This window comes from Sphingomonas sp. UBA978, assembly GCF_002292295.1.
Lineage (GTDB): Bacteria > Pseudomonadota > Alphaproteobacteria > Sphingomonadales > Sphingomonadaceae > Sphingomonas.
In genome coordinates, this window is the sequence record NZ_DBBS01000019.1 from 165,522 (window position 1) to 184,372 (window position 18,851).

22 protein-coding genes are annotated in these 18,851 nt (G+C 67.1%); 12 read left to right on the forward strand and 10 right to left on the reverse strand.

Annotation, left to right across the window (positions count from 1 at the left end):
* The first annotated feature begins 47 nt into the window (after positions 1 to 47).
* Positions 48 to 185 (forward strand): hypothetical protein, encoded by a 138-nt coding sequence (locus B2515_RS12230; protein WP_293876667.1) that lies wholly within the window; start codon positions 48 to 50, stop codon positions 183 to 185.
* 97 nt (positions 186 to 282) lie between these two features.
* Positions 283 to 936, forward strand: coding sequence for a sigma-70 family RNA polymerase sigma factor (locus B2515_RS12235; RefSeq protein WP_293876669.1), 654 nt, complete (start codon positions 283 to 285; stop codon positions 934 to 936).
* 16 nt (positions 937 to 952) lie between these two features.
* On the opposite strand, the gene B2515_RS12240 is transcribed toward B2515_RS12235, so the two are convergent.
* Positions 953 to 1,123 (reverse strand): hypothetical protein, encoded by a 171-nt coding sequence (locus B2515_RS12240; protein WP_293876671.1) that lies wholly within the window; start codon positions 1,121 to 1,123, stop codon positions 953 to 955.
* 59 nt (positions 1,124 to 1,182) lie between these two features.
* Between B2515_RS12240 and glnE the strand changes: the two genes are divergently transcribed.
* Positions 1,183 to 3,849 (forward strand): bifunctional [glutamate--ammonia ligase]-adenylyl-L-tyrosine phosphorylase/[glutamate--ammonia-ligase] adenylyltransferase, encoded by a 2,667-nt coding sequence (glnE, locus tag B2515_RS12245; RefSeq protein ID WP_293876673.1) that lies wholly within the window; start codon positions 1,183 to 1,185, stop codon positions 3,847 to 3,849.
* Positions 3,842 to 4,297, forward strand: a complete 456-nt coding sequence (locus tag B2515_RS12250; RefSeq protein ID WP_293876675.1) for a peroxiredoxin — start codon at positions 3,842 to 3,844, stop codon at positions 4,295 to 4,297. Before glnE ends, B2515_RS12250 begins: the two co-directional genes overlap by 8 nt.
* Before the next feature lie 13 nt (positions 4,298 to 4,310).
* On the opposite strand, the gene B2515_RS12255 is transcribed toward B2515_RS12250, so the two are convergent.
* Positions 4,311 to 4,799, reverse strand: a complete 489-nt coding sequence (locus B2515_RS12255) for a hypothetical protein (RefSeq protein ID WP_293876677.1) — start codon at positions 4,797 to 4,799, stop codon at positions 4,311 to 4,313.
* Positions 4,800 to 4,913: 114 nt separating this feature from the next.
* On the opposite strand from B2515_RS12255, the gene B2515_RS12260 reads away from it, so the two are divergent.
* The 6 genes from B2515_RS12260 (at position 4,914) to B2515_RS12285 (ending at position 9,345) form a co-directional block, all read left to right on the forward strand.
* Entirely contained in the window at positions 4,914 to 6,173 is a 1,260-nt protein-coding gene (locus B2515_RS12260; protein WP_293876679.1) for a multidrug effflux MFS transporter, read from the forward strand.
* A 63-nt stretch (positions 6,174 to 6,236) separates the two neighbouring features.
* A complete protein-coding gene (locus tag B2515_RS12265) occupies positions 6,237 to 6,581 on the forward strand; it encodes a DNA primase (protein ID WP_293876681.1) in 345 nt (114 codons plus the stop codon).
* A 146-nt stretch (positions 6,582 to 6,727) separates the two neighbouring features.
* Complete coding sequence (locus tag B2515_RS12270) at positions 6,728 to 7,318, forward strand: hypothetical protein (RefSeq protein ID WP_293876683.1); 591 nt, start codon at positions 6,728 to 6,730, stop codon at positions 7,316 to 7,318.
* A 189-nt stretch (positions 7,319 to 7,507) separates the two neighbouring features.
* Positions 7,508 to 8,161 carry an opacity protein gene (locus B2515_RS12275; protein WP_293876685.1) on the forward strand — a complete coding sequence of 218 codons (654 nt, stop codon included), beginning with the start codon at positions 7,508 to 7,510 and terminating at the stop codon, positions 8,159 to 8,161.
* A 94-nt stretch (positions 8,162 to 8,255) separates the two neighbouring features.
* A complete protein-coding gene (locus B2515_RS12280) occupies positions 8,256 to 8,591 on the forward strand; it encodes an HNH endonuclease (protein WP_293876686.1) in 336 nt (111 codons plus the stop codon).
* A 58-nt stretch (positions 8,592 to 8,649) separates the two neighbouring features.
* A complete protein-coding gene (locus B2515_RS12285) occupies positions 8,650 to 9,345 on the forward strand; it encodes a thermonuclease family protein (RefSeq protein WP_293876687.1) in 696 nt (231 codons plus the stop codon).
* A 221-nt stretch (positions 9,346 to 9,566) separates the two neighbouring features.
* On the opposite strand, the gene B2515_RS12290 is transcribed toward B2515_RS12285, so the two are convergent.
* Positions 9,567 to 9,761 (reverse strand): hypothetical protein, encoded by a 195-nt coding sequence (locus B2515_RS12290; protein ID WP_293876689.1) that lies wholly within the window; start codon positions 9,759 to 9,761, stop codon positions 9,567 to 9,569.
* Positions 9,762 to 9,878: 117 nt separating this feature from the next.
* On the opposite strand from B2515_RS12290, the gene B2515_RS12295 reads away from it, so the two are divergent.
* Entirely contained in the window at positions 9,879 to 10,259 is a 381-nt protein-coding gene (locus tag B2515_RS12295) for an ExbD/TolR family protein (protein WP_293876691.1), read from the forward strand.
* 65 nt (positions 10,260 to 10,324) lie between these two features.
* Here B2515_RS12295 and B2515_RS12300 read toward each other — a convergent pair whose 3' ends face one another.
* The 4 genes from B2515_RS12300 to B2515_RS12315 all read right to left on the reverse strand — a co-directional run bounded on the left by B2515_RS12300 (position 10,325) and on the right by B2515_RS12315 (position 12,691).
* Positions 10,325 to 10,768 carry a hypothetical protein gene (locus B2515_RS12300; RefSeq protein ID WP_293876693.1) on the reverse strand — a complete coding sequence of 148 codons (444 nt, stop codon included), beginning with the start codon at positions 10,766 to 10,768 and terminating at the stop codon, positions 10,325 to 10,327.
* Positions 10,769 to 10,956: 188 nt separating this feature from the next.
* Complete coding sequence (locus B2515_RS12305; RefSeq protein WP_293876695.1) at positions 10,957 to 11,391, reverse strand: hypothetical protein; 435 nt, start codon at positions 11,389 to 11,391, stop codon at positions 10,957 to 10,959.
* 4 nt (positions 11,392 to 11,395) lie between these two features.
* Positions 11,396 to 12,457, reverse strand: a complete 1,062-nt coding sequence (locus B2515_RS12310; RefSeq protein WP_293876697.1) for a ribonucleotide-diphosphate reductase subunit beta — start codon at positions 12,455 to 12,457, stop codon at positions 11,396 to 11,398.
* Positions 12,458 to 12,478: 21 nt separating this feature from the next.
* Positions 12,479 to 12,691, reverse strand: coding sequence for a hypothetical protein (locus B2515_RS12315; protein WP_293876699.1), 213 nt, complete (start codon positions 12,689 to 12,691; stop codon positions 12,479 to 12,481).
* 83 nt (positions 12,692 to 12,774) lie between these two features.
* Here B2515_RS12315 and B2515_RS12320 point away from each other — a divergent pair, with 83 nt between their 5' ends.
* Entirely contained in the window at positions 12,775 to 13,026 is a 252-nt protein-coding gene (locus tag B2515_RS12320; RefSeq protein ID WP_293876701.1) for a DUF2171 domain-containing protein, read from the forward strand.
* A gap of 122 nt (positions 13,027 to 13,148) precedes the next feature.
* On the opposite strand, the gene B2515_RS12325 is transcribed toward B2515_RS12320, so the two are convergent.
* The 3 genes from B2515_RS12325 to B2515_RS12335 form a co-directional block, all read right to left on the reverse strand.
* Complete coding sequence (locus tag B2515_RS12325) at positions 13,149 to 13,568, reverse strand: endonuclease domain-containing protein (protein ID WP_293876703.1); 420 nt, start codon at positions 13,566 to 13,568, stop codon at positions 13,149 to 13,151.
* A gap of 149 nt (positions 13,569 to 13,717) precedes the next feature.
* On the reverse strand, positions 13,718 to 15,622 hold the full coding sequence (locus tag B2515_RS12330; protein ID WP_293876705.1) for a ribonucleoside-diphosphate reductase subunit alpha: 1,905 nt from the start codon (positions 15,620 to 15,622) through the stop codon (positions 13,718 to 13,720).
* A gap of 441 nt (positions 15,623 to 16,063) precedes the next feature.
* Positions 16,064 to 18,721, reverse strand: a complete 2,658-nt coding sequence (locus B2515_RS12335; RefSeq protein WP_293876707.1) for an EAL domain-containing protein — start codon at positions 18,719 to 18,721, stop codon at positions 16,064 to 16,066.
* Between the last annotated feature and the right edge of the window lie 130 nt (positions 18,722 to 18,851).

The window sequence follows — 18,851 nt, forward strand, 5'->3', positions numbered from 1 at the left end:
GCGCAGAAAGTTACGGACCCAAAACGGACTTCGAGGGTTTGACGATCATGGCTGATCCTGACGAAACCGTGCATGTGACCACCACCGAAGCGCGTGCAGGCGCGACACCGGGCGTAACGCGCTATGTCCTTGGCATATCGCTGGTTCTCGTGATCGCGATCTTCGCCTTCCTGATCCTGCGATAACGCAGCGTCTTCCGACGCTTCACTGGCATTTGCCGGAGAGGGCTCTTATCTTGCCGTCACAGGCGGCAATGATGTCCCCGGCTTCGAACGGATTTGCATGACCCAGCCCGCTCCGCGTGACGACGATTACGAAGATGACGACGCGCCCGTAGAGCCCGTCGAACACGTTGCGCTGTCCGACCCCGAATTCAAGAAACAGCTGGCGCAGGTCATTCCACACCTGCGCGCCTTCGGCCGTTCGCTGTCGGGCAGTCGCGACCTCGCCGACGATCTGGTGCAGGAAACGCTGTTGAAGGCATGGGCGGCGCGCCAGCGCTTCCAGGCCGGCACCAACATGCGCGCCTGGACCTTCATCATTCTGCGCAACCTCTATCTGTCGCAGATGCGCCGCGCGCGATTTAAGGGTGAGTGGGACGATCTGGTCGCCGACCGGATTCTCGCGGCGCCGGCAAGCCAGGATCGCCACGTCGAACTGGGCGATATGCAGCGCGCATTGCTGCATCTGCCGCAGCCGCAGCGCGAGGCGCTGATCCTCGTTGGCGCCGGCGGCTTCGCCTATGAGGAAGCCGCGGAGATCTGTCAGGTCGCGGTCGGCACGATCAAGAGCCGGGTCGCCCGCGGTCGTGTCGCGCTGGAGAATATCCTCAACGACGGATCCTTGCCATCGCGGCGCGAGCATGAGACCGACGTCAACAAGACGGCGCTCGACACGATCATGGGCGAAGTCGACGAACTCAGCCGCGGCCATTGAGGCTGCGGCGGATCGGCTAGTGCGTCACCCGATCCAGTCGATCCAGCAGCGCCCGAAGGTCGTCGGGCAGCGGCGTGTCGTTGAACACGCCGCGCAACGCGTGGCCGAGCGCATCGGTCGGGCGCGGGGTGCGCACGACGTAATCGCCGTGTTTGGCCTTCCCGGACAGATGCATTTCGATGTTCATGTTCCCTCCAACGACCGGCTGACCGAAACGTTGCGCCCGTCTTACTGTCGTATACGGCAATGTTGCCGGACATAAGCGGCGCGCTCGCCCGGGCGCGGGCCAATGCGCCCTTCCTTTCGTTACTGCTCGATCGCGAACCGGTCCTCGCGGCGCGGCTCGCGGCGGGGCAATGCGATCCTGCCTTCACCAGCGCGACACCCGATATGCCCACGGCACGGCGGCTGCGGCTCGACCGGCGGGCGCTGGCGCTGACGGTGGCGATCGGCGACCTGTCCGGCGCGATGGACCTGACCGCGGTGACCCAGGCGCTGAGCGATTTCGCCGACCGTGCGCTCGACCAGGCGATCCGCGCCGCGATCGAGGAGCGAACGCCGGGGGCCGAGCCGCGCGGCTTCGCCGCGATCGCGCTGGGCAAACAGGGCAGCCGCGAGCTCAACTATTCCTCCGACATCGATCCGATCCTGATCTTCGATCCCCGCACCCTGCCGCACCGGCCCCGCGAGGAGCCGGAAGAGGCGGCGGTGCGGATCGGCAAGCGCGTCGTCGAACTGCTGCAGGCGCGCGACGGCGACGGCTATGTGCTGCGCGTCGACCTGCGGCTGCGCCCTTCGCCGGAGGTGACACCGATCGCCCTGCCGGTCGAGGGCGCGATCGGTTATTATGAATCGCAGGCACTGGCGTGGGAGCGCGCCGCCTTCATCCGCGCGCGTGCCGCGGCGGGCGATCTGGCGCTGGGGCGCTACTTCCTCGACGCGATCCGGCCGTTCGTGTGGCGGCGCGGCCTCGATTTCGGTGCGATCGGCGAGATCCGCGACCTGTCGCGCCGCATCCGCGATCATTATGCGAGCGGGCAGGCGCTCGGGCCCGGCTATGACCTCAAGCGCGGGCGCGGCGGTATCCGCGAGGCGGAGTTCTTCGCGCAGATCCATCAGCTGATCCATGGCGGCCGCGATCCGGCGTTGCGCGCGCCCGCGACCCGCGACGCGCTGGCGCAACTCGCCGCCGCCGGGTGGATCGCGGAGGAACAGGCGGCGGCGCTGACCGAATCCTATACCCTGCTGCGCACGATCGAGCATCGCGTCCAGATGATCGACGACCGGCAGACGCACACCCTGCCCACCGGCGATGCGCTGGATCGCGTGGCGCGGTTGCACGGCTTGGCCGACGGGGACATGCTAGTAGCGTTGCTGCGCGGCCCGGTCGAGCAAGCGGGCCGTATCTACGACGCGCTCGACCAAGGTCGTTCCGCCGGCCTGCCGCATGAGGCGGGCGCGCTGGCGCAGGCGCTGGGCGAGGCCGGCTTCGGCGACGGGGACGCGGCCGCGGCGCGCATCGCCGACTGGCGGGCCGGCCGCTATCCGGCATTGCGCAGCCCCGCGGCGCGCGCGGCGCTGGAGGCGGTGCTGCCCGTGCTGATGCCGGCGCTCGCCGGCGCGCCCGATCCGGCGGCGGCGCTGTTGCGGCTCGACCGTCTGCTCGAACGCTTGTCGAGCGCGATCAACATCCTGCGCCTGCTCGAGGCACGGCCGGGGCTGGCAAACCTGCTGGCGACGATCCTCAGCCATGCCGCGCCGCTCGCCGATGCGCTCGCCGTCCGGCCCGAGCTGATCGACTGGCTAATCGATGCCAGCGCGTTCGAACCGCTCGGCAGCGTCGCCGATCTGGCGGTGGAGATGCGCGGCGGCGACGGCGGCGATTATCAGGCGCTGCTCGACCATGTCCGCCGCTGCGTCGGCGAAAAACGGTTCGCGCTGGGGTCGCAGGTGGTCGCCGGCGCCGCCGACCCGCTCGATGCCGCGGCGGGCTATGCGCGGCTGGCGGAGGCGGCGATCGCGGTGCTGGCGGCGGCGACGATCGCCAGCTTTGCCGAGGCGCACGGCCGGGTGGCGGACAGCGAGTTGGTCATCCTCGCCTTCGGCCGGCTCGGCGGCGGCGCACTGACCCATGCGAGCGACCTCGACCTCGTCTATCTGTTCACCGGCAGCTTCAGCGCCGAATCGGACGGGGCGAAGCCGTTGGGCGCGACGCTCTACTACAACCGGCTGGCGCAGCGGATCACCGCGGCGCTGTCGGTGGCGACCGCGGCGGGGCCGCTCTATCAGGTCGATACCCGCCTGCGCCCGTCGGGGACGCAGGGGCCGTTGGTCGTCTCGCTCGAATCCTTCGCCCGCTACCAGCGTGAGGAGGCGTGGACGTGGGAGCATATGGCGCTGACCCGCGCGCGGCCGGTGTTCGGGTCGCCGAGTGCGCGGGCGGCAGCGGCCGCGGTGATCGCCGAGGTGCTGGACGGCGCCCGCCCGGATCGCGACCTCGCCGGCGAGGCGGCGGGGATGCGCGCCGAAATGGCGCGGCACAAGCCGCCGGCGGGGCCGCTCGATGCGAAGCTGCTGCCGGGCGGGCTGGTCGACCTCGAATTCGCCGTCCACCTGACGCAGTTGCGCCATCGCACCGGCTTCGCCCCGCATCTCGGCACCGCGATCGCGGCGTTGGTCGATACGGGACTGCTGCCGCCGGGGCTGGCGGCGGCGAACGATCTGCTCACCCGCCTGCTGGTGACGCTGCGGCTGGTCGCGCCCGACTCCGCCGAGCCGCCGCCGGCGACGCGCGCGCTGATCGCGCAGGTGCTGCGGCGCGACGACTGGGATGCGGTGCTTGCCGCCTTCGCGGCGACGCGGCAGGAGGTCGCGGCGGTCTGGACCAGCATGACAGGAGAGACGAATGGATGACGGTGCGACGATCCCCGCGGTGACGGTCACCACCCCCGACGGCACGCCGATCCGGCTGGTCGACCTCGTATTGCCGGCGGTGATCTATTTCTATCCGAAGGACGATACCTCGGGCTGCACCCGCGAGGCGCAGGACTTTTCCGCGCTGGCGGACGGTTTCGCCGCGGCGGGCACCAGCGTGCTGGGGATCAGCAAGGACCCGCCCGCCAGCCACGGCAAGTTCATCGCCAAGCACGGCCTGACCGTCGGCCTCGCCAGCGACGAGGATGGCAGCGCCTGCGACGCATTCGGCGTCTGGGGCGAGAAGCAGATGTACGGCAAGACCTATATGGGGATCGAACGCGCGACCTTCCTGTTCGGCGCCGACGGGCGGCTGGCGAAGGCATGGCGCAAGGTGCGCGTGCCGGGCCATGCCGCCGCGGTGCTGGAGGCGGTGCACGCACTCTAGGCGCGCGCGGCGATCACCCGCCGAGGACGATCGTCCCCTTGGCGGTGTCGCCGCCGCTGCCGTCGAATTCGAGGCGGAAGGGCTTGTTCTCCTCGGTGGTGCCGGTGAGGCCGCGGCCGTCCTGCTTCAGTGTGAAGCCCGCCTTGGCGAGCCGCTCCTGGAACCAGCCGCGGACCTGTTCCGCACTGGCCGGGCTGGTGAAGCCGAGCCGCAGCCCTCCGTCACGACCGGCGGTCGCGACGTTGACCGTGTCGATCGTCGATCCCGGGTAGAGGCGCACGCCGTTGAGGTCGAAATCGGTCGCGTCGAGCTGGACCTTCGGCAGCTTGAACTGGCCCGAGAAGCCCGGCACGTCGACCTTCACCTCGCCGGATGTCGCGTCGATCGAGCCGAGCGCGTTGCCGCCGTCGGCGTTGATCGACACCGACGTGCCGTCGCCCGAACGGTCGCAGGCGGCGAGCGGCAGCGCCAGCGTGGCGGCGAGGAGGAGCAGGCGCGTCATCGGCTTATCCCTTGTGTGTTGACGATACAATACACGTAGTCGCGCGTGCCGGCCGGTTCAAGCGGGGTTCCGGAGGCGGCCCGATGCCGGTAGGGGAGGGCCATCGTGACGACCATGCCCAAATCCACCGCGCCGGCCGATGCCGGTGCCGATCCCGACGTCGCCCCCGGCCCCGCCGGTGCGCCGATCGGGTTCGCCGAATTCGTCGCGCTGGTCGCCGCGCTGATGTCGCTGGCGGCGCTGGGCATCGATTCGATGCTGCCCGCGCTGCCCGCGATCGGCACTGCGCTGGGCATCGCGACCGAGAACCAGCGCCAGTTCATCATCACCGCCTTCGTCCTCGGCTTCGGCATCGCGCAGCTCGCGCACGGGCCGCTGGCGGATCGCTTCGGCCGGCGCACGGTGCTGCTCTGGGCGATCGGCGGCTATGCGATCGCCAACGTTGCCTGCGCGATCTCGGCGAGCTTCACGCTGTTGCTCGCCGCGCGCGTGTTCGGTGGCGCGATGGTCGCCGCGACGCGCGTCGCGACGGTGGCGATGGTGCGCGACTGCTACCACGGCCGGCCGATGGCGCGGGTGATGTCGATCGCGTTCATGGTGTTCATGATCGTGCCGGTGCTCGCCCCCGCCTTCGGCCAGACGGTGCTATTGTTCGCCAACTGGCGCGGCATCTTCTGGGTGGTCGGCGCGCTCAGCATGGGCATCTGGACGTGGTTCTTCGTGCGGATGCCTGAAACGCTCCACGTCGATGCGCAGCAGCCGCTGTCGGTCGCGCGGATCGTGGCGGGGTGGAAGCAGACGCTGGGCGACCGCTGGTCGCTCGGCTACACGCTCGCCTCGACCTCGCTGATGGGCGCCCTCTACGGCTATCTCAATTCGGTCCAGCAGATCATGTTCGACACGTTCGAGAAGCCGAAGCTGCTCGCGGTGATGTTCGCGCTGACCGCGATGCTGATGGCCGCCGCCAATCTCACCAACGCCCGCCTCGTGATGCGGCTCGGCACGCGGCTCATCAGCCACAGCGCGGTGACCGCGCTCGTGGTGCTGAGCGCCATCCATCTCGCCATCGCGCTCGCCGGCTACGAGACGCTGGTCGGCTTCGTCGTGCTGCAGGCGCTGACAATGGGCTGCTTCGGTCTAGCCACCTCCAATTTCTCGTCGATGGCGATGGAGAATATGGGCGGGATCGCCGGCACCGCGTCGAGCGTGCAGGGCTTCACCAGCGTCACCTTCGGCGCGGTCATCGGCGTCGTCATCGGCCAGGCGTTCGACGGCAGCACCGCGCCGCTTGCCGCCGGCTTCCTGATCTGCGGCGCGGTCGCGCTGACCGTCGTCGCGGTGACCGAGCGCGGTCGCCTGTTCCGGTCGGCCTGACGCAAGCCCGCGGAACCGCCGTCCCCGTCCCGCCGTTCGCACTTCACACATATGGAGGTTGCAATGGGTGGACATCAGGTCATGGGCCATGGATCGGGCGACGACGGCTACGACGAGGAAGGCTATGACGAGAGCCAGCGCGCCGAAATCCTCGAGGCGACGCGCAACGGCCCCAGCGACGGCATCGTCCTGACCGATCTCGACCCCGATCTGGGCGACGACGACGCCGAAGAGGAATCGATCGACGACCTCGACATGGATTCGACCGAGGTCGGCGAGAGCGACGCCAGCGTCACCATGGACGAAGAGGACATGGACGAGGATGACGCGCAGGACGATTTCGACGCCGGCACCAGCGCTGACGATGCGGACGTCACGGACGCGGACGACGTCGCCCTGCGGCCCTGATCCCGTGCCGCCGGCCGGGGGACGATCCCCGGCCGGCGGGCGGAACGATGCGGCAGGGGCGGCGTTCGTGCTGCCTTCCTGAGTATCGGAACGGCCCCATGCGTATCTCTCGATCCCCTATCTTGCCGCCAGTCTGCCTCGGCCTGATGCTCGCTGCGGCGGGCTGCTCCGGTCCGGACGAGCGCGGCACGAACAGCGTCGACGTCGCGGCGGCGGCCTCGCAGGCCCAGTCCGACATCGCCAATTACGCCGCCGCACCGCCGCACGGAGCGGTCGCGCCGACGCCCGCCCCCTCTGCCACGCCGGTCGCCGCATCCGCAGCCACCGCGGTACCGCTGCCGGATGACGCCGCGCCCGAAGCGGTCGTCCGACGCTACACCGATGCGCTCGCCGCCCGCCGTTACGACGAGGCATGGGCCTTGTGGGACGAGGACGGGGGCGCGTCCGGCATGACGCAGGCGGCATTCGCGGCGAGCTTTGCCAAATATGCCAGCTATCGCGCCACGGTCGGCACGCCGTTCGACGCGGATGCCGGTGCCGGCCAGCGCTATATCACGGTGCCGGTCACCGTCACCGGCACGCTGACCTCGGGCGGTCCGTTCCGGCTGGAGGGACCGGTCGTCCTGCACAAGGCGGCGGACGGTATCGAGAGCGACGATCCGCATACGCAGGCGTGGCGCATTCGCAGCAGCGAGATGAAACCGCGGCCCTCATCGTCCCGGATGGCGGAGCGCTGATCCACGCAATTCCGCCACTTCGTTCATCGGGGCGACAGGAAGTGTTGCGTGAACGCAACAGTTTCAGGGCATCGGTCCAAATGCGACAATGCGGTGCAACAAAGCCGTAATCCTGGTGTTTGGACGGGCCTGGGTTGATCGACGATGCGTCGTCGCGGCCCGAGTTGAGGCAATACAAGGTAATCACACATGCGTAAGTTCGCCCTCGCGGCCGCCGTTGCGGCCGCGTCCTTTGCCGTCCCCGCCTTCGCGCAGGACATGTCGACCACCGGCACGACCGACACCACCGTCGCTACCGATGCGCAGATCGACACCGCCCCCAGGGCACCGGATGGCACCCGCGCGTTCGGCATCGAGCCGTACGTCGCCGTGATGGGCGGCTGGGAGCAGTTCGACCGTGAAGCGGTCGCCGGCATCCCCGCGCAGCCGCGCGGCTACAAGCTGGACGGCGCGCTGGTCGAGGGCATCGTCGGCGTCAACGTGCCGCTCGGCCCCGTCTTCGTCGGTGCCGAAGGTTCGGTCGCCAAGGGCGTGTCGGGCGACATCGATTGGCAGTATGGCGCCTATGGCCGCTTCGGCTTCCGCGCCGGCGACAGCGGCCTGTTCTACGGCAAGGTCGGCTATCGCTGGAACAACTTCGACAAGTTCGCGCCGGGCGTCGCCGGCGACCTGAACCGCGATTACCACGCGACCGTTTATGGCATCGGCGCCGAGATCGGCCCGAAGGACATCGGCCTGGGCGGCATCACCGGCAATTCCGGCCTCCGCCTGCGCATGGAGGTTTCGACTTTCGACGACGCGAACAGCTTCCGCCCGATGGCGGGTGTGGTCGCGCACTTCTAAGTCCCGCAACCGGGCAAGACATGAGGGCGGGTCTGCTTCGGCAGGCCCGCCCTTTGCCGTTCAAGCGGCGGCGCGCGTCCCTATATCGTGCGACATGGTCGGACGGGTGAAGCGCAAGGCGGGACTGGCGGAGGCGGCGGCACGGGCGGCGCGCGAGGTCGCGATCCCGCCATGCCCGGTCTGCGAGCGGCCGCTGGAGGCGAAGGTGGAATGGCATCATCTGGTGCCCAAGGCGGAGGGCGGACGGATCACCGCCGCGGTTCACCCCATCTGCCACCGCACCGTCCATGCGCTGATCCCCAATGCCGAGCTCGCGCGGACCTATGCCGATCCGGCGGCGCTGCGGGCGCATCCGGGCATCGCGCGCTTCGCGGCATGGATCGCGGACAAGCCTGCGGACTTCACCGCGCCGGTCCGCCGCCGACGATAATCGTCCCCGATTCGTTCCGGTCATTGATCCTTCAGTCTTTTATGTCCATGCCGGTCCCATGGAGTATGTCTTTGATTTTGCTCGCGCGATCAGCGGCGGGGCGTCGAGTCGCGGGCGGCGGCGACAGGGCGCGGATGCATGGGCGCAGCTGCGGATCGCGATCCTGGGGGTGATGCTCGGGCTGGCCATACCGTCGCTGCGCGGCACCGACTGGCAGGCGCTGCTGCCGGCGGGGATGACGGTCGAGCTGCCCCGCCCCGGCCGGGTGACATGGCCCGCGGGCGCGATCGCGCTGCCGCCGCTGCCCGCCGGCCTGTCCGTGCCGACGCTGCCGCGCACCGCGCCGGCGGGTCCGACGGATGGAGCGGGCACGACGGGCGAAGCGGCGGGGGCGGTGACGGCGCAATTCGCGCGCTGCCGCCGCGGCCATGCTGGCGATTGCGTCGTCGACGGCGATACCTTCAAGTTCGCCGGCGAGACGATCCGCATCGCCGATATCGACACGCCGGAGACTCATCCGCCGCGCTGCGCGCGCGAGGCGCGGCTCGGCGAGCGCGCGACCGCGCGGATGCAGGAGCTGCTCAACGCCGGGCCGGTGACGATCGCACCGTACAAGCGCCCGCACGACCGCTATGGCCGGCGGCTGGCGCTGGTGACGCGTGACGGCGCCTCGCTCGGCGATCGGCTGGTCGCGGAAGGGCTCGCGCGCCGCTACGACGGCGGCCACCGCCGCGGCTGGTGCGGCTGGACCTGAGCGGCGGCGGACCGCGGCAACAGGGACAACATGAACACCTTGGCGCGAACGATCGTCTCCGATCGTTTCCGTTTCTGTGACGATAGCAAAGAGCCGTGCGGCAACGCGCCGGAGCGACGCCGCGACGGAGAGGCTAAGCCGGGGCGCGACGTGTAGGACAGCAAAATCGTGGCGAGGGCGATGCAACGAGGGTAATCCGGGGCCGCGGCGCCGGGGCGATCCTATTCGGCGATGACGTTGGCCAGCGCGCGCAGGTCGGCGGCGTTGACGGCGTCGCCATCGGCATCGGTCAGCGCGGCGGCATTGTCCGTGCCGCCCGGTGCCGATCCGGCGACGTCATAGGCGAGCCACAGGATGCCGCCGGCCCAGAGCAACGCCGTCCAGCGGCTGCGGAAGAGGCGGGGGGAGGGGAGCATCGCCTGCGGCAGCATGGCGCAACCGGCCTTGCCGCCGGGTTAGCCGGGACGGTTAACCGCGCTTGACGGTCGGCGGAAAGCGTGATGACATACCATCACATAGCCAGGAGATCTCCGATGCCACGTCCGCGTGCCTTCTCCCCCGCCCGCCGTTTCGCCGGATCGCCGGCGTTCGAGGAGCCGCTGTCGGAGCTGAACATCACGCCGCTGATCGACGTGATGCTGGTGTTGCTGGTGATGATGATCCTGACGCTGCCGACGGTGCTGCACAAGGTCGCGGTCGACCTGCCGCAGGGCAGCGCGCCGCCCTCCGAAACGGTGACGCACCCGCTGGTGCTGGCGCGGAACGGTACGGTGACGCTGGACGGCATGGCGCTGACGGATACGGCGATGCCGGCGCGGTTCGGGGCGCTGCGCGCCGACCCCACCGCCCTGCTGGTGATGCGCACCGACCCGGAGGCGCGCTACGATCGCTTCGATGCGTGCTCGCCGAGGTGAAGCGCGCGGGGATCACGCGGCTGGGGTTTGCCGGGAATGAGGCGATGGTGGAGTAGGAGTGAGCATTATCGCCCTCGCAAAATGTCTATGTATGATCTGCCGGTATCTCGATTTTCCCAGGTTGCTTTGACATGATCCGCTATCTTAGGCACGTCATGAGCGACCGTCGAAGGCCATAAGTTGGCGTCATACTCGTGCACGCGCAGCAAATTATCTACGTCGAAAATTCTTCCCGTGTCGTCTGATTTTATTATTGCGACAGGTTTATTTTGAGCCATGCGTAATTCGAGTTCAAATAGAACATTCGGATTATGATCTGTTAAATCGGCTAGAACGATATCGGCATCGGCAATTTCGTTAATAATCGTAGAATGAATTAAGTCGCTGCCAGTTCGGATTGCCGTCTGAGCGATGAAACCAGCTTGTTTGACGGCCGGATTGATAATGCTTTCGTATACCTCTTTAAAATATCCAGAGGATCGTATGCCATCGCGCTCAGCTAATGGCATAATTACGAAGCACTTAAGTTCATTCCCATTGGCGGGAGAACTTCTTATTATAGGGAGGCTGTGATCGATCTTGCCACGAGAGTCGGGAGGGCTTGCTGTCCACCGCGCTCCAATCTTTGTATACTCGCAGTTATTTTGGAATACGTCGACAAATTCGTCTTGAAGTTCAAGCGGAATGGTAAATTTATCTAGAAGCGTATTTGATAGATACTGTTTTCCGGAAGTTCATTTCCACCATAGTGGTCGAGAACCTTCGCAAAAAGGTCAACGGAAAGAAATGCACTCCTTTTTGCAGCAAGTTCTCTCTCTGGACTATCCGCATATACAATATCGCGACCAAGCGGCGTAATCGATATACTGGCGGAAGATCGAGTGCCCTCTGTGAGGCCGTATTGAGCAGCCGAGGCAGTATATATGTCAAGATTGCTTGATTTAGTTCCGAGGCCCAGTGCACGGGAGACCTCGCTTGGCGGCCATGGATTCCCGCCGTTTTTCTCTTTAATAATCTCTGTAAGTTTAACGCAGGTTTCTAGCGGCGTGCGTGGATAACTACGTTTAGGCGGAACGCGCCTAGGCTTTTTTACTTGAGCTTCGCTAGTCGCTGGTTCCGCCTTTTTGATCATCGTCTCACTCCGCCGCCACGCCAGCGCGCGAGAACATGTCCCCGCTTTCCAGCAGCCCCAGATCCTGCTCGGTCGGACGGATGATCTTCGCCTTCTGGCGCTTGTCGAACGAATCCCAGACGTCGTTCCACTGGCCCTTGGTCGCGGCCTTCGAATATTCGGTGGCGCGCTGTTCGAAGAAGTTGGCGTGCTCGACGCCGTTCAGCATCGGCGCGAGCCACGGCAGCGGGTGTTCGTCGATCATGTAGATCGGCTTTAGGCCCAATTGCCCCATCCGCCAGTCGGCGATGTAGCGGATGTACTTCTTGATCTCCTTGGGCGTCATGCCGTTGACCGGGCCCATTTCGAACGCGAGATCGATGAAGTTGTCTTCGAGCCGGATGGTGGTCTGGCAGACGTCGGCGATGTCGTCCTTCACCGCCTTGGTCAGGCACTGGCGCTCCTGACAGAAGGTGTGGAACATCTTGATGATGCCCTCGCAATGCAGGCTCTCGTCGCGGATCGACCAGGTGACGATCTGGCCCATGCCCTTCATCTTGTTGAAGCGCGGGAAGTTCATCAGCATCGCGAAGCTGGCGAACAGCTGCACGCCCTCGGTGAAGCCGCCGAACATGGCGAGCGTGCGCGCGATGTCCTCGTCGCTGTCGACGCCGAAGTTCTGCATGTAATCATGCTTTTCCTTCATCTCGGCATATTCGAGGAAGGCGCCATATTCGCTCTCGGGCATGCCGATCGTGTCGAGCAGATGGCTGTAGGCGGCGATGTGCACCGTTTCCATGTTGCTGAACGCGGTCAGCATCATCTTGATCTCGGTCGGCTTGAACACGCGGCCGTATTTCTCGTGGTAGCAATCCTGCACCTCGACGTCCGCCTGCGTGAAGAAGCGGAAGATTTGGGTGAGCAGGTTGCGTTCGTGATCGGTCAGCTTCTGCGCCCAGTCGCGGCAATCCTCGCCCAAGGGCACCTCTTCGGGGAGCCAGTGGAGCTGCTGCTGACGCTTCCAGAATTCGAACGCCCAGGGATATTCGAACGGCTTGTACTGCTTGGAGGCTGCGAGAAGGGACATGGGGGGTACTCCGACGGAATTTCAGGAAAGGGGGGAGGCGGGGACGCTCCACTGCCACATGGCATGGGCGGAAAAGGCGAGGACGATGGCGAGGCTGACCGCCATGATGCCCGCCATGCGATAGACGTAGACGCGCGCGGGTGGCTGGGCATGGCGCAATTGCAGCAGCATCCACGCGCCGGCAAGGCCGAACACCGCGGCGACCGCGAACATGATGAGGCTTTGCAGCGGCATCAGCGGCGCATCCCGATGGCGGTGGATGCATCCAATTGCCGGGCGGCTCGTTGCACATCCGAACCCATCACAGGAGACGAACGATGCACGATCACAGCAACATCAAGGAGCATATGACGGTCATCGGCGCGGACGGCGTGCATGTCGGCACGGTCGACCATGTCGACGGCGAGCGCATCAAGCTGACCAAGAACGATTCGCCGAGCACGCAGGACGGGACGGGCGGCAAGCACCATTACCTGCCCGCCGGCCTGGTCGCGGAGATCGAGGGCGACACGGTGCGCCTGTCGGCCACCGCCGCCAACGCGGTGGACATGTTTGAAGAGGCGGAGTGAGGCGCGGGCGGCCCGGGATTGCTCTGGCAATCCCGGGACCCACCGCGGCGGGCAGCGGAGCCAGCATGGCTGGCTTCGTCTGACGGCGCGGCGTGGACGCCGGTTGGTGAGGGCGGTGCCGGTCATGCGGTGCCGCCCTTTTTCTGTGTGCTGCTGCCCTCATCCTTCCGCGCCTCCGGCGCTCCCTCCTTCTCCCGGAGGGAGAAGAAAATGCGCGCGATCACGCCGTCCAAGTTCTGCATCACGTCATTGTTGGCGAAGCGGATCACTTGGTAGCCTTCGTGCTGGAGGAAGCGGGTGCGGGTGGCGTCGTGTGCGGTCGTGGTGGCGTGGGTGTCGCCGTCGACTTCGATGACGAGGTGTTCGGCGAGGCACAGGATGTCGGCGTAATAGGGGCCGATGGGCGCCTGATGACGCCACTTCAGATGCGGGAACGATTCCCGCAATGCCCGGAGCAGGCGGCGTTCGGGTTCAGGGGCGGCTTTGCGCAACTGTCGGGCGTGCGGGACCGTGCCGACCGGCTGGTTCGCATAGAGGCGCATCTGTCCTCACCCTTCCGCCGCTGCGCGGCTCCCTCCGTCTCCCGGAGGGAGAGGGAATTGTCTGCCTTCACCCCTCTCCCTCCGGGAGAGGGAGGGGCCCGCCCGGCATGGCCGGGTGGGAGGGTGAGGACAGCCGGCTTACGCTCCGCTCACTGACACGCCAGACACTCGTCGTAATCCGTCGTCTCGCCGATCTCGAACGTCGGTGCGGCGATCGTGTTGTCGGCCTCGACTCCGCCGCTGCCGGCGAAGCCGGCGCGCTGCACCGACTTGGACCGCAGGTAATAGAGCGACTTGATCCCCAGCTCCCACGCGCGGAAGTGGAGCATCAGCAGGTCCCACTTCTCGACGTCGGCCGGGATGAACAGGTTCAGCGACTGCGCCTGGTCGATGTAGGGCGTGCGGTCGCCGGCGAGTTCGAGCAGCCAGCGCTGGTCGATCTCGAAGCTGGTCTTGTAACAGTCCTTCTCCTCCACCGAGAGGAAGTCGAGGTGCTGGACCGAACCGCCATGTTCGAGGATCGAGCTCCACACCGCCTCGCTGTTCTTCGATTTCTCGTTGAGCAACTTTTCGAGATAGGGGTTCTTGACCGAGAAGCTGCCCGACAGCGTCTTGTGCGTGTAGATGTTGGCCGGGATCGGCTCGATGCAGGCGCTGGTGCCGCCGCAGATGATGCTGATCGACGCGGTCGGCGCGATTGCCATCTTGCAGCTGAACCGTTCCATCACGCCGACGTCGGCGGCATCGGGGCAGGGGCCGCGCTCGACCGCGAGCTGCATCGACGCCTCGTTCACCTGCGCGTTGATGTGCTTGAAGATCCTGAGGTTCCACGACTTGGCCATCGCGCCCTCGAACGGCAGGCCACGCGCCTGGAGGAAGGAGTGGAAGCCCATCACGCCGAGGCCGACCGAGCGTTCGCGTGCGGCCGAATAGGCGGCGCGCTCCATGCCGGGCTCGTGGCGGTTGATATAATCCTGCAGGACGTTGTCGAGGAAGCGCATCACGTCCTCGATGAAGACCTTGTCGTCCTTCCACTGGTCCCACGTCTCGAGGTTGAGCGAGGACAGGCAGCAGACCGCGGTCCGGTCGTTGCCGAGATGGTCCTTGCCGGTCGGCAGCGTGATCTCGGAACAGAGGTTCGAGGTCGACACCTTGAGGCCGAGGTCGCGGTGATGCTTGGGCATCGTCCGGTTCACATGGTCGGCGAAGACGATATACGGCTCGCCGGTCTGCAGCCGCGTCTCGACCAGCTTCTGGAACAGCGAGCGCGCGTCGACCGTCTGCCGAACGGTCTGGTCCTTCGGGCTGAGCAGGTTCCACTCGGCGCCGTCGCGCACCGCCTCCATGAAGGCGTCGGTCAGCAGCACGCCGTGGTGCAGGTTGAGCGCCTTGCGGTTGAAGTCGCCCGACGGCTTGCGGATCTCGAGGAACTCCTCGATCTCCGGGTGGCTGATGTCGAGATAGCAGGCGGCCGAGCCGCGGCGCAGCGAGCCCTGCGAGATCGCGAGGGTGAGCGAATCCATGACGCGGACGAAGGGGATGATGCCGCTGGTCTTGCCGTTGAGGCCGACCGGTTCGCCGATGCCGCGGACGTTGCCCCAATAGGTGCCGATGCCGCCGCCGCGCGAGGCGAGCCAGACGTTCTCGTTCCAGGTGTCGACGATGCCGTTGAGGCTGTCGGGCACCGAATTGAGATAGCAGCTGATCGGCAGGCCGCGCCCGGTGCCGCCGTTCGACAGCACCGGCGTCGCCGGCATGAACCACAGGCGCGAGATATAGTCGTACAGGCGCTGCGCATGCGCGGCGTCGTCGGCATAGGCGGAGGCGACGCGGACGAACAGGTCCTGATAGCTTTCGCCCGGCAGCAGGTAGCGGTCGTTCAGCGTTTCCTTGCCGAAATCGGTGAGCAGGGCGTCGCGGCTGTGGTCGACCTCGACCGGATAGGGGCGCGCATGCACGGCCTTGCTGCCGGTGCCTACGTCCTGCGTCACGGCGCTGGTGGTGGCTTCGATCGTGTCGCTCATTGCTTCACCCTGCGTGTCCCTGAAATCCATCGAAACCGATCCTCGCGTTCTCTAAGTGTTCGAATCGGCGGCGTATTTCATACTACCACCATGGCGGCCCCGTGAAGAGAACAAAATGAGCACATCGCGGCGTCGCGGCGTGCGTCGGGCCGACGTCCCATATGGGTGTCGGCCCTGCCCTCTACCAGCAATTGGGTCCGCCCCCGAACTCAACCCCCACAAATTGTGGCAAAGCGGCGCGGCAGGCAAGGGGGTAATGATCCGGAGACGACGCCGTTCCCCCGCGATCCGGTCCGGCGCGATCGGTCGCCGCGAACGACGCGTGGACTTCCGCGGGTTTCGCAAAGCGCAAGGGAACAGAGCGGCAACGAAAATTTTTTGGGGAAGGCCGCCGGTGCGAAGGGTGGGTGCGGAACGGACGTTTCCTGAGCGTCGCGGCGATGGTCGGGCGGCGCCGTGGCGCCGCCGGCGTCACACCACCCGGCGCTGGCCGCGTCCGGGCTGCAACTGGTTGAGGCGGTTGAGATTGAACGCCTCGACGAACTCGAGGCCGGCCTTGCCGTCCTTCGCCCAGGCGACGCGGGCGGCGAACATCTGGTCCTCGATCAGCTCGATCAGCACGTCGAGGCCGATCGCCCCATCGTCGATGTCGACGCCGTCGATCATCGCGCCGCTGGTCGAGATGTTGCGAATGCGCACGTCGCCCTGGCTGTGGCCGATCGCCAGCTTCGCCGAGCGCAGCATCGTCGTCCGCGGCGCGCGGCTGATCTTGTGGCCGACGGGCGCGACCTGCACCACGCCGCCCAGCTGCTCGATCACCGCGTCCGCAGGCACGCTGCGGCCATAGACATAGCCCTGGATGTGGCTGCACCCCAGCGCGCGGACCAGCTCGATCTCGTCCTGCACCTCGACCCCCTCGGCGGTGGTCTCCATGCCGAGCGTATCGGCCAGCGTCACGATCGCGCGGATGATCGCGGCGTTGCGGCTGCCGGGCTGTGCGGCGCCGCGCACGAAGCTCTGGTCGATCTTGATCTTGTCGAACGGCGCATTGCGCAGATAGCCGAGGCTCGAATAACCGGTGCCGAAATCGTCGAGCGCCAGCCGCACGCCGATCCCCTTCAGCGCCTTGAACATCGCATCGGTCGATCCCGATTCGTCGAGGAACACGCCCTCGGTGATCTCCAGCTCGAGCCGTTCGGCGGCGAGGCCGCTATGCGCCAGCGCGGAGGTGACGAGGCCGGGAAAGGCCGGGTTGGCGAACTGGATCGGCGAGACGTTGACCGCAATGCGGACGTCGCGCGGCCAGCGCGCCGCCTGGACGCAGGCAGTGCGCAGCACCCATTCGCCCAGCGCCTCGATCAGCCCGCATTCCTCGGCGACGGGGATGAAATCGGCGGGCGAGATTGGGCCGCGCGTCGGATGGGTCCAGCGCAGCAGTGCCTCATAGCCGATGATCTGCGTCGTCCGCGTCGACACGACCGGCTGGTAGCCGAGTTCGAAGCCGCCCTCGTTCAGCGCCGTGCGCATGTCGTCCTCGAGCGCCTTGCGACTGCGCGCGCCGGCCAGCATGTCCTCGGAATAGAAACGGTGCACGCCGCGCCCGTCGGCCTTGGCCGCATAGAGCGCGAGATCGGCGTTGCGGATCAGCTCCTCGGCATCCTCGCCATGCTGGGGCGCGATCGCGATGCCGATCGAACAGCCGATCGTCACCGAGGCGCCGGCGATGAAATAGGGCTGCGACAGCGCGCCGATCAGGTCGCGCGCCAGCGTCGCCAGCGTGTCGCGATTGTCGATGCCGGGCAGCAGCACCTGGAATTCGTCGCCGCCGAGCCGCCCGACGAGGCCGGCGTCGCCGACGCCGCGTTGCAGCCGCTGCGCGACCTGCTTGAGCAGCGCGTCGCCGGCCTGATGGCCGAGCGTGTCGTTGACCGCCTTGAACCGGTCGAGGTCCATCAGGAACAGCGAGGCGGGGCGATAGGGGCCGACCTGCTGCTGCAGCGTCTTGTCGAGGCTGGCGCGCATCCGCTGGCGGTTGGCGAGGCCGGTCAGCCCGTCGAACAGCGCGAGCCGGGTGATCTCCGCATCCGACCGGCGCTTCTCGGTCAGGTCGCTGCCCGATCCGATGAAGCCCTGGAAGCGGTCGAGCTCGTCGACGACGGGCCGGCCGGAGATCGACCACCAGCGTTCCGGTTCCTCGACGCCGTCGCCGTCGTCGGCGGCGCGGACGGTGTAATCGGAAAAGGAGGTGCGCGAGGAAAGGTGGAAGGCGAGCGTGCGTTCGGTGCCGGGCGCGGCGCTGTCCATTCGGAACACGTCGGTCAGCAGCCGCCCGACCGGGTTGCGGTGCGCCGCGGACAGCTCCGCTGCGACCTTCGCCGACAGATAGGTGAGCCGGCCGTGGCGGTCGGCCTCCCAGAACCAGCCGGTGCCATGGCCTTCGAATTCGGCGATCATCTTGGCGGCGAGCCGGCCCTCGCGCGATTCCGCGTTGCGATCGTGCGCGTGGCAGGCATCGATGCGGGCGAGGCGGATCGTCGCCACCGCGAGGCAGGCGAGGAAGGCACAGGCGACGATCGAGGGCAGGATGCTGACCGACAGGATCGGCAGCATCAGCACCAGGCCGCAGCCGAACCCCAGCGTCGCGGCGCGCACCGGGTGCAGCGCGATCGCGGTCATGCCGATCGCGCCGGCGACGGCGACGAAACAGCCGATCTGCACGGGTCCGGCGGGCAGCCGCGTCGATGCCCAGAGCAGCGACGACAGCGCCGCCGCGATTCCCGTCGCCGCGATCGCGAGGCAGCGGACGCGCAAATGCGGCGTCCACCGGGGCGATCGGCGCGCGGTCAGGATCGCCCAGGCGGTGAGCGAGGGGACGATCAGCAGCAGGGCGGTGGCGGCGACCTCGACGAGGTTGCGGGTGGTATCGGCGAGCGTCGCGCCGAGCAGCACGGCGCAGGCGACGACCTGCGCGATCAGCCCGAACGGCCAGGCGGCCAGCACCGCATCGAGGCGGGTGGCATGGAGTCGGGCCTGATGGTCAGGTCCCTCGCCGCTGAGCCCGAGCAGCTGCCATATCGACGCGGTGACGCGGCGCGTATCCGGCAGGGAACGGGAAACCAGATACGGCATGATCCGGACCATAAGCCACGATGGTTGAGAAACCTTTGCAGTCGCTCGCAAATTATCGACGGCCGCGATCATCCGGGCGCGCGTGCTTGGCGAGGGCGCGGCGGCGTCCTAAAGGCGGCGACGAAGGAGC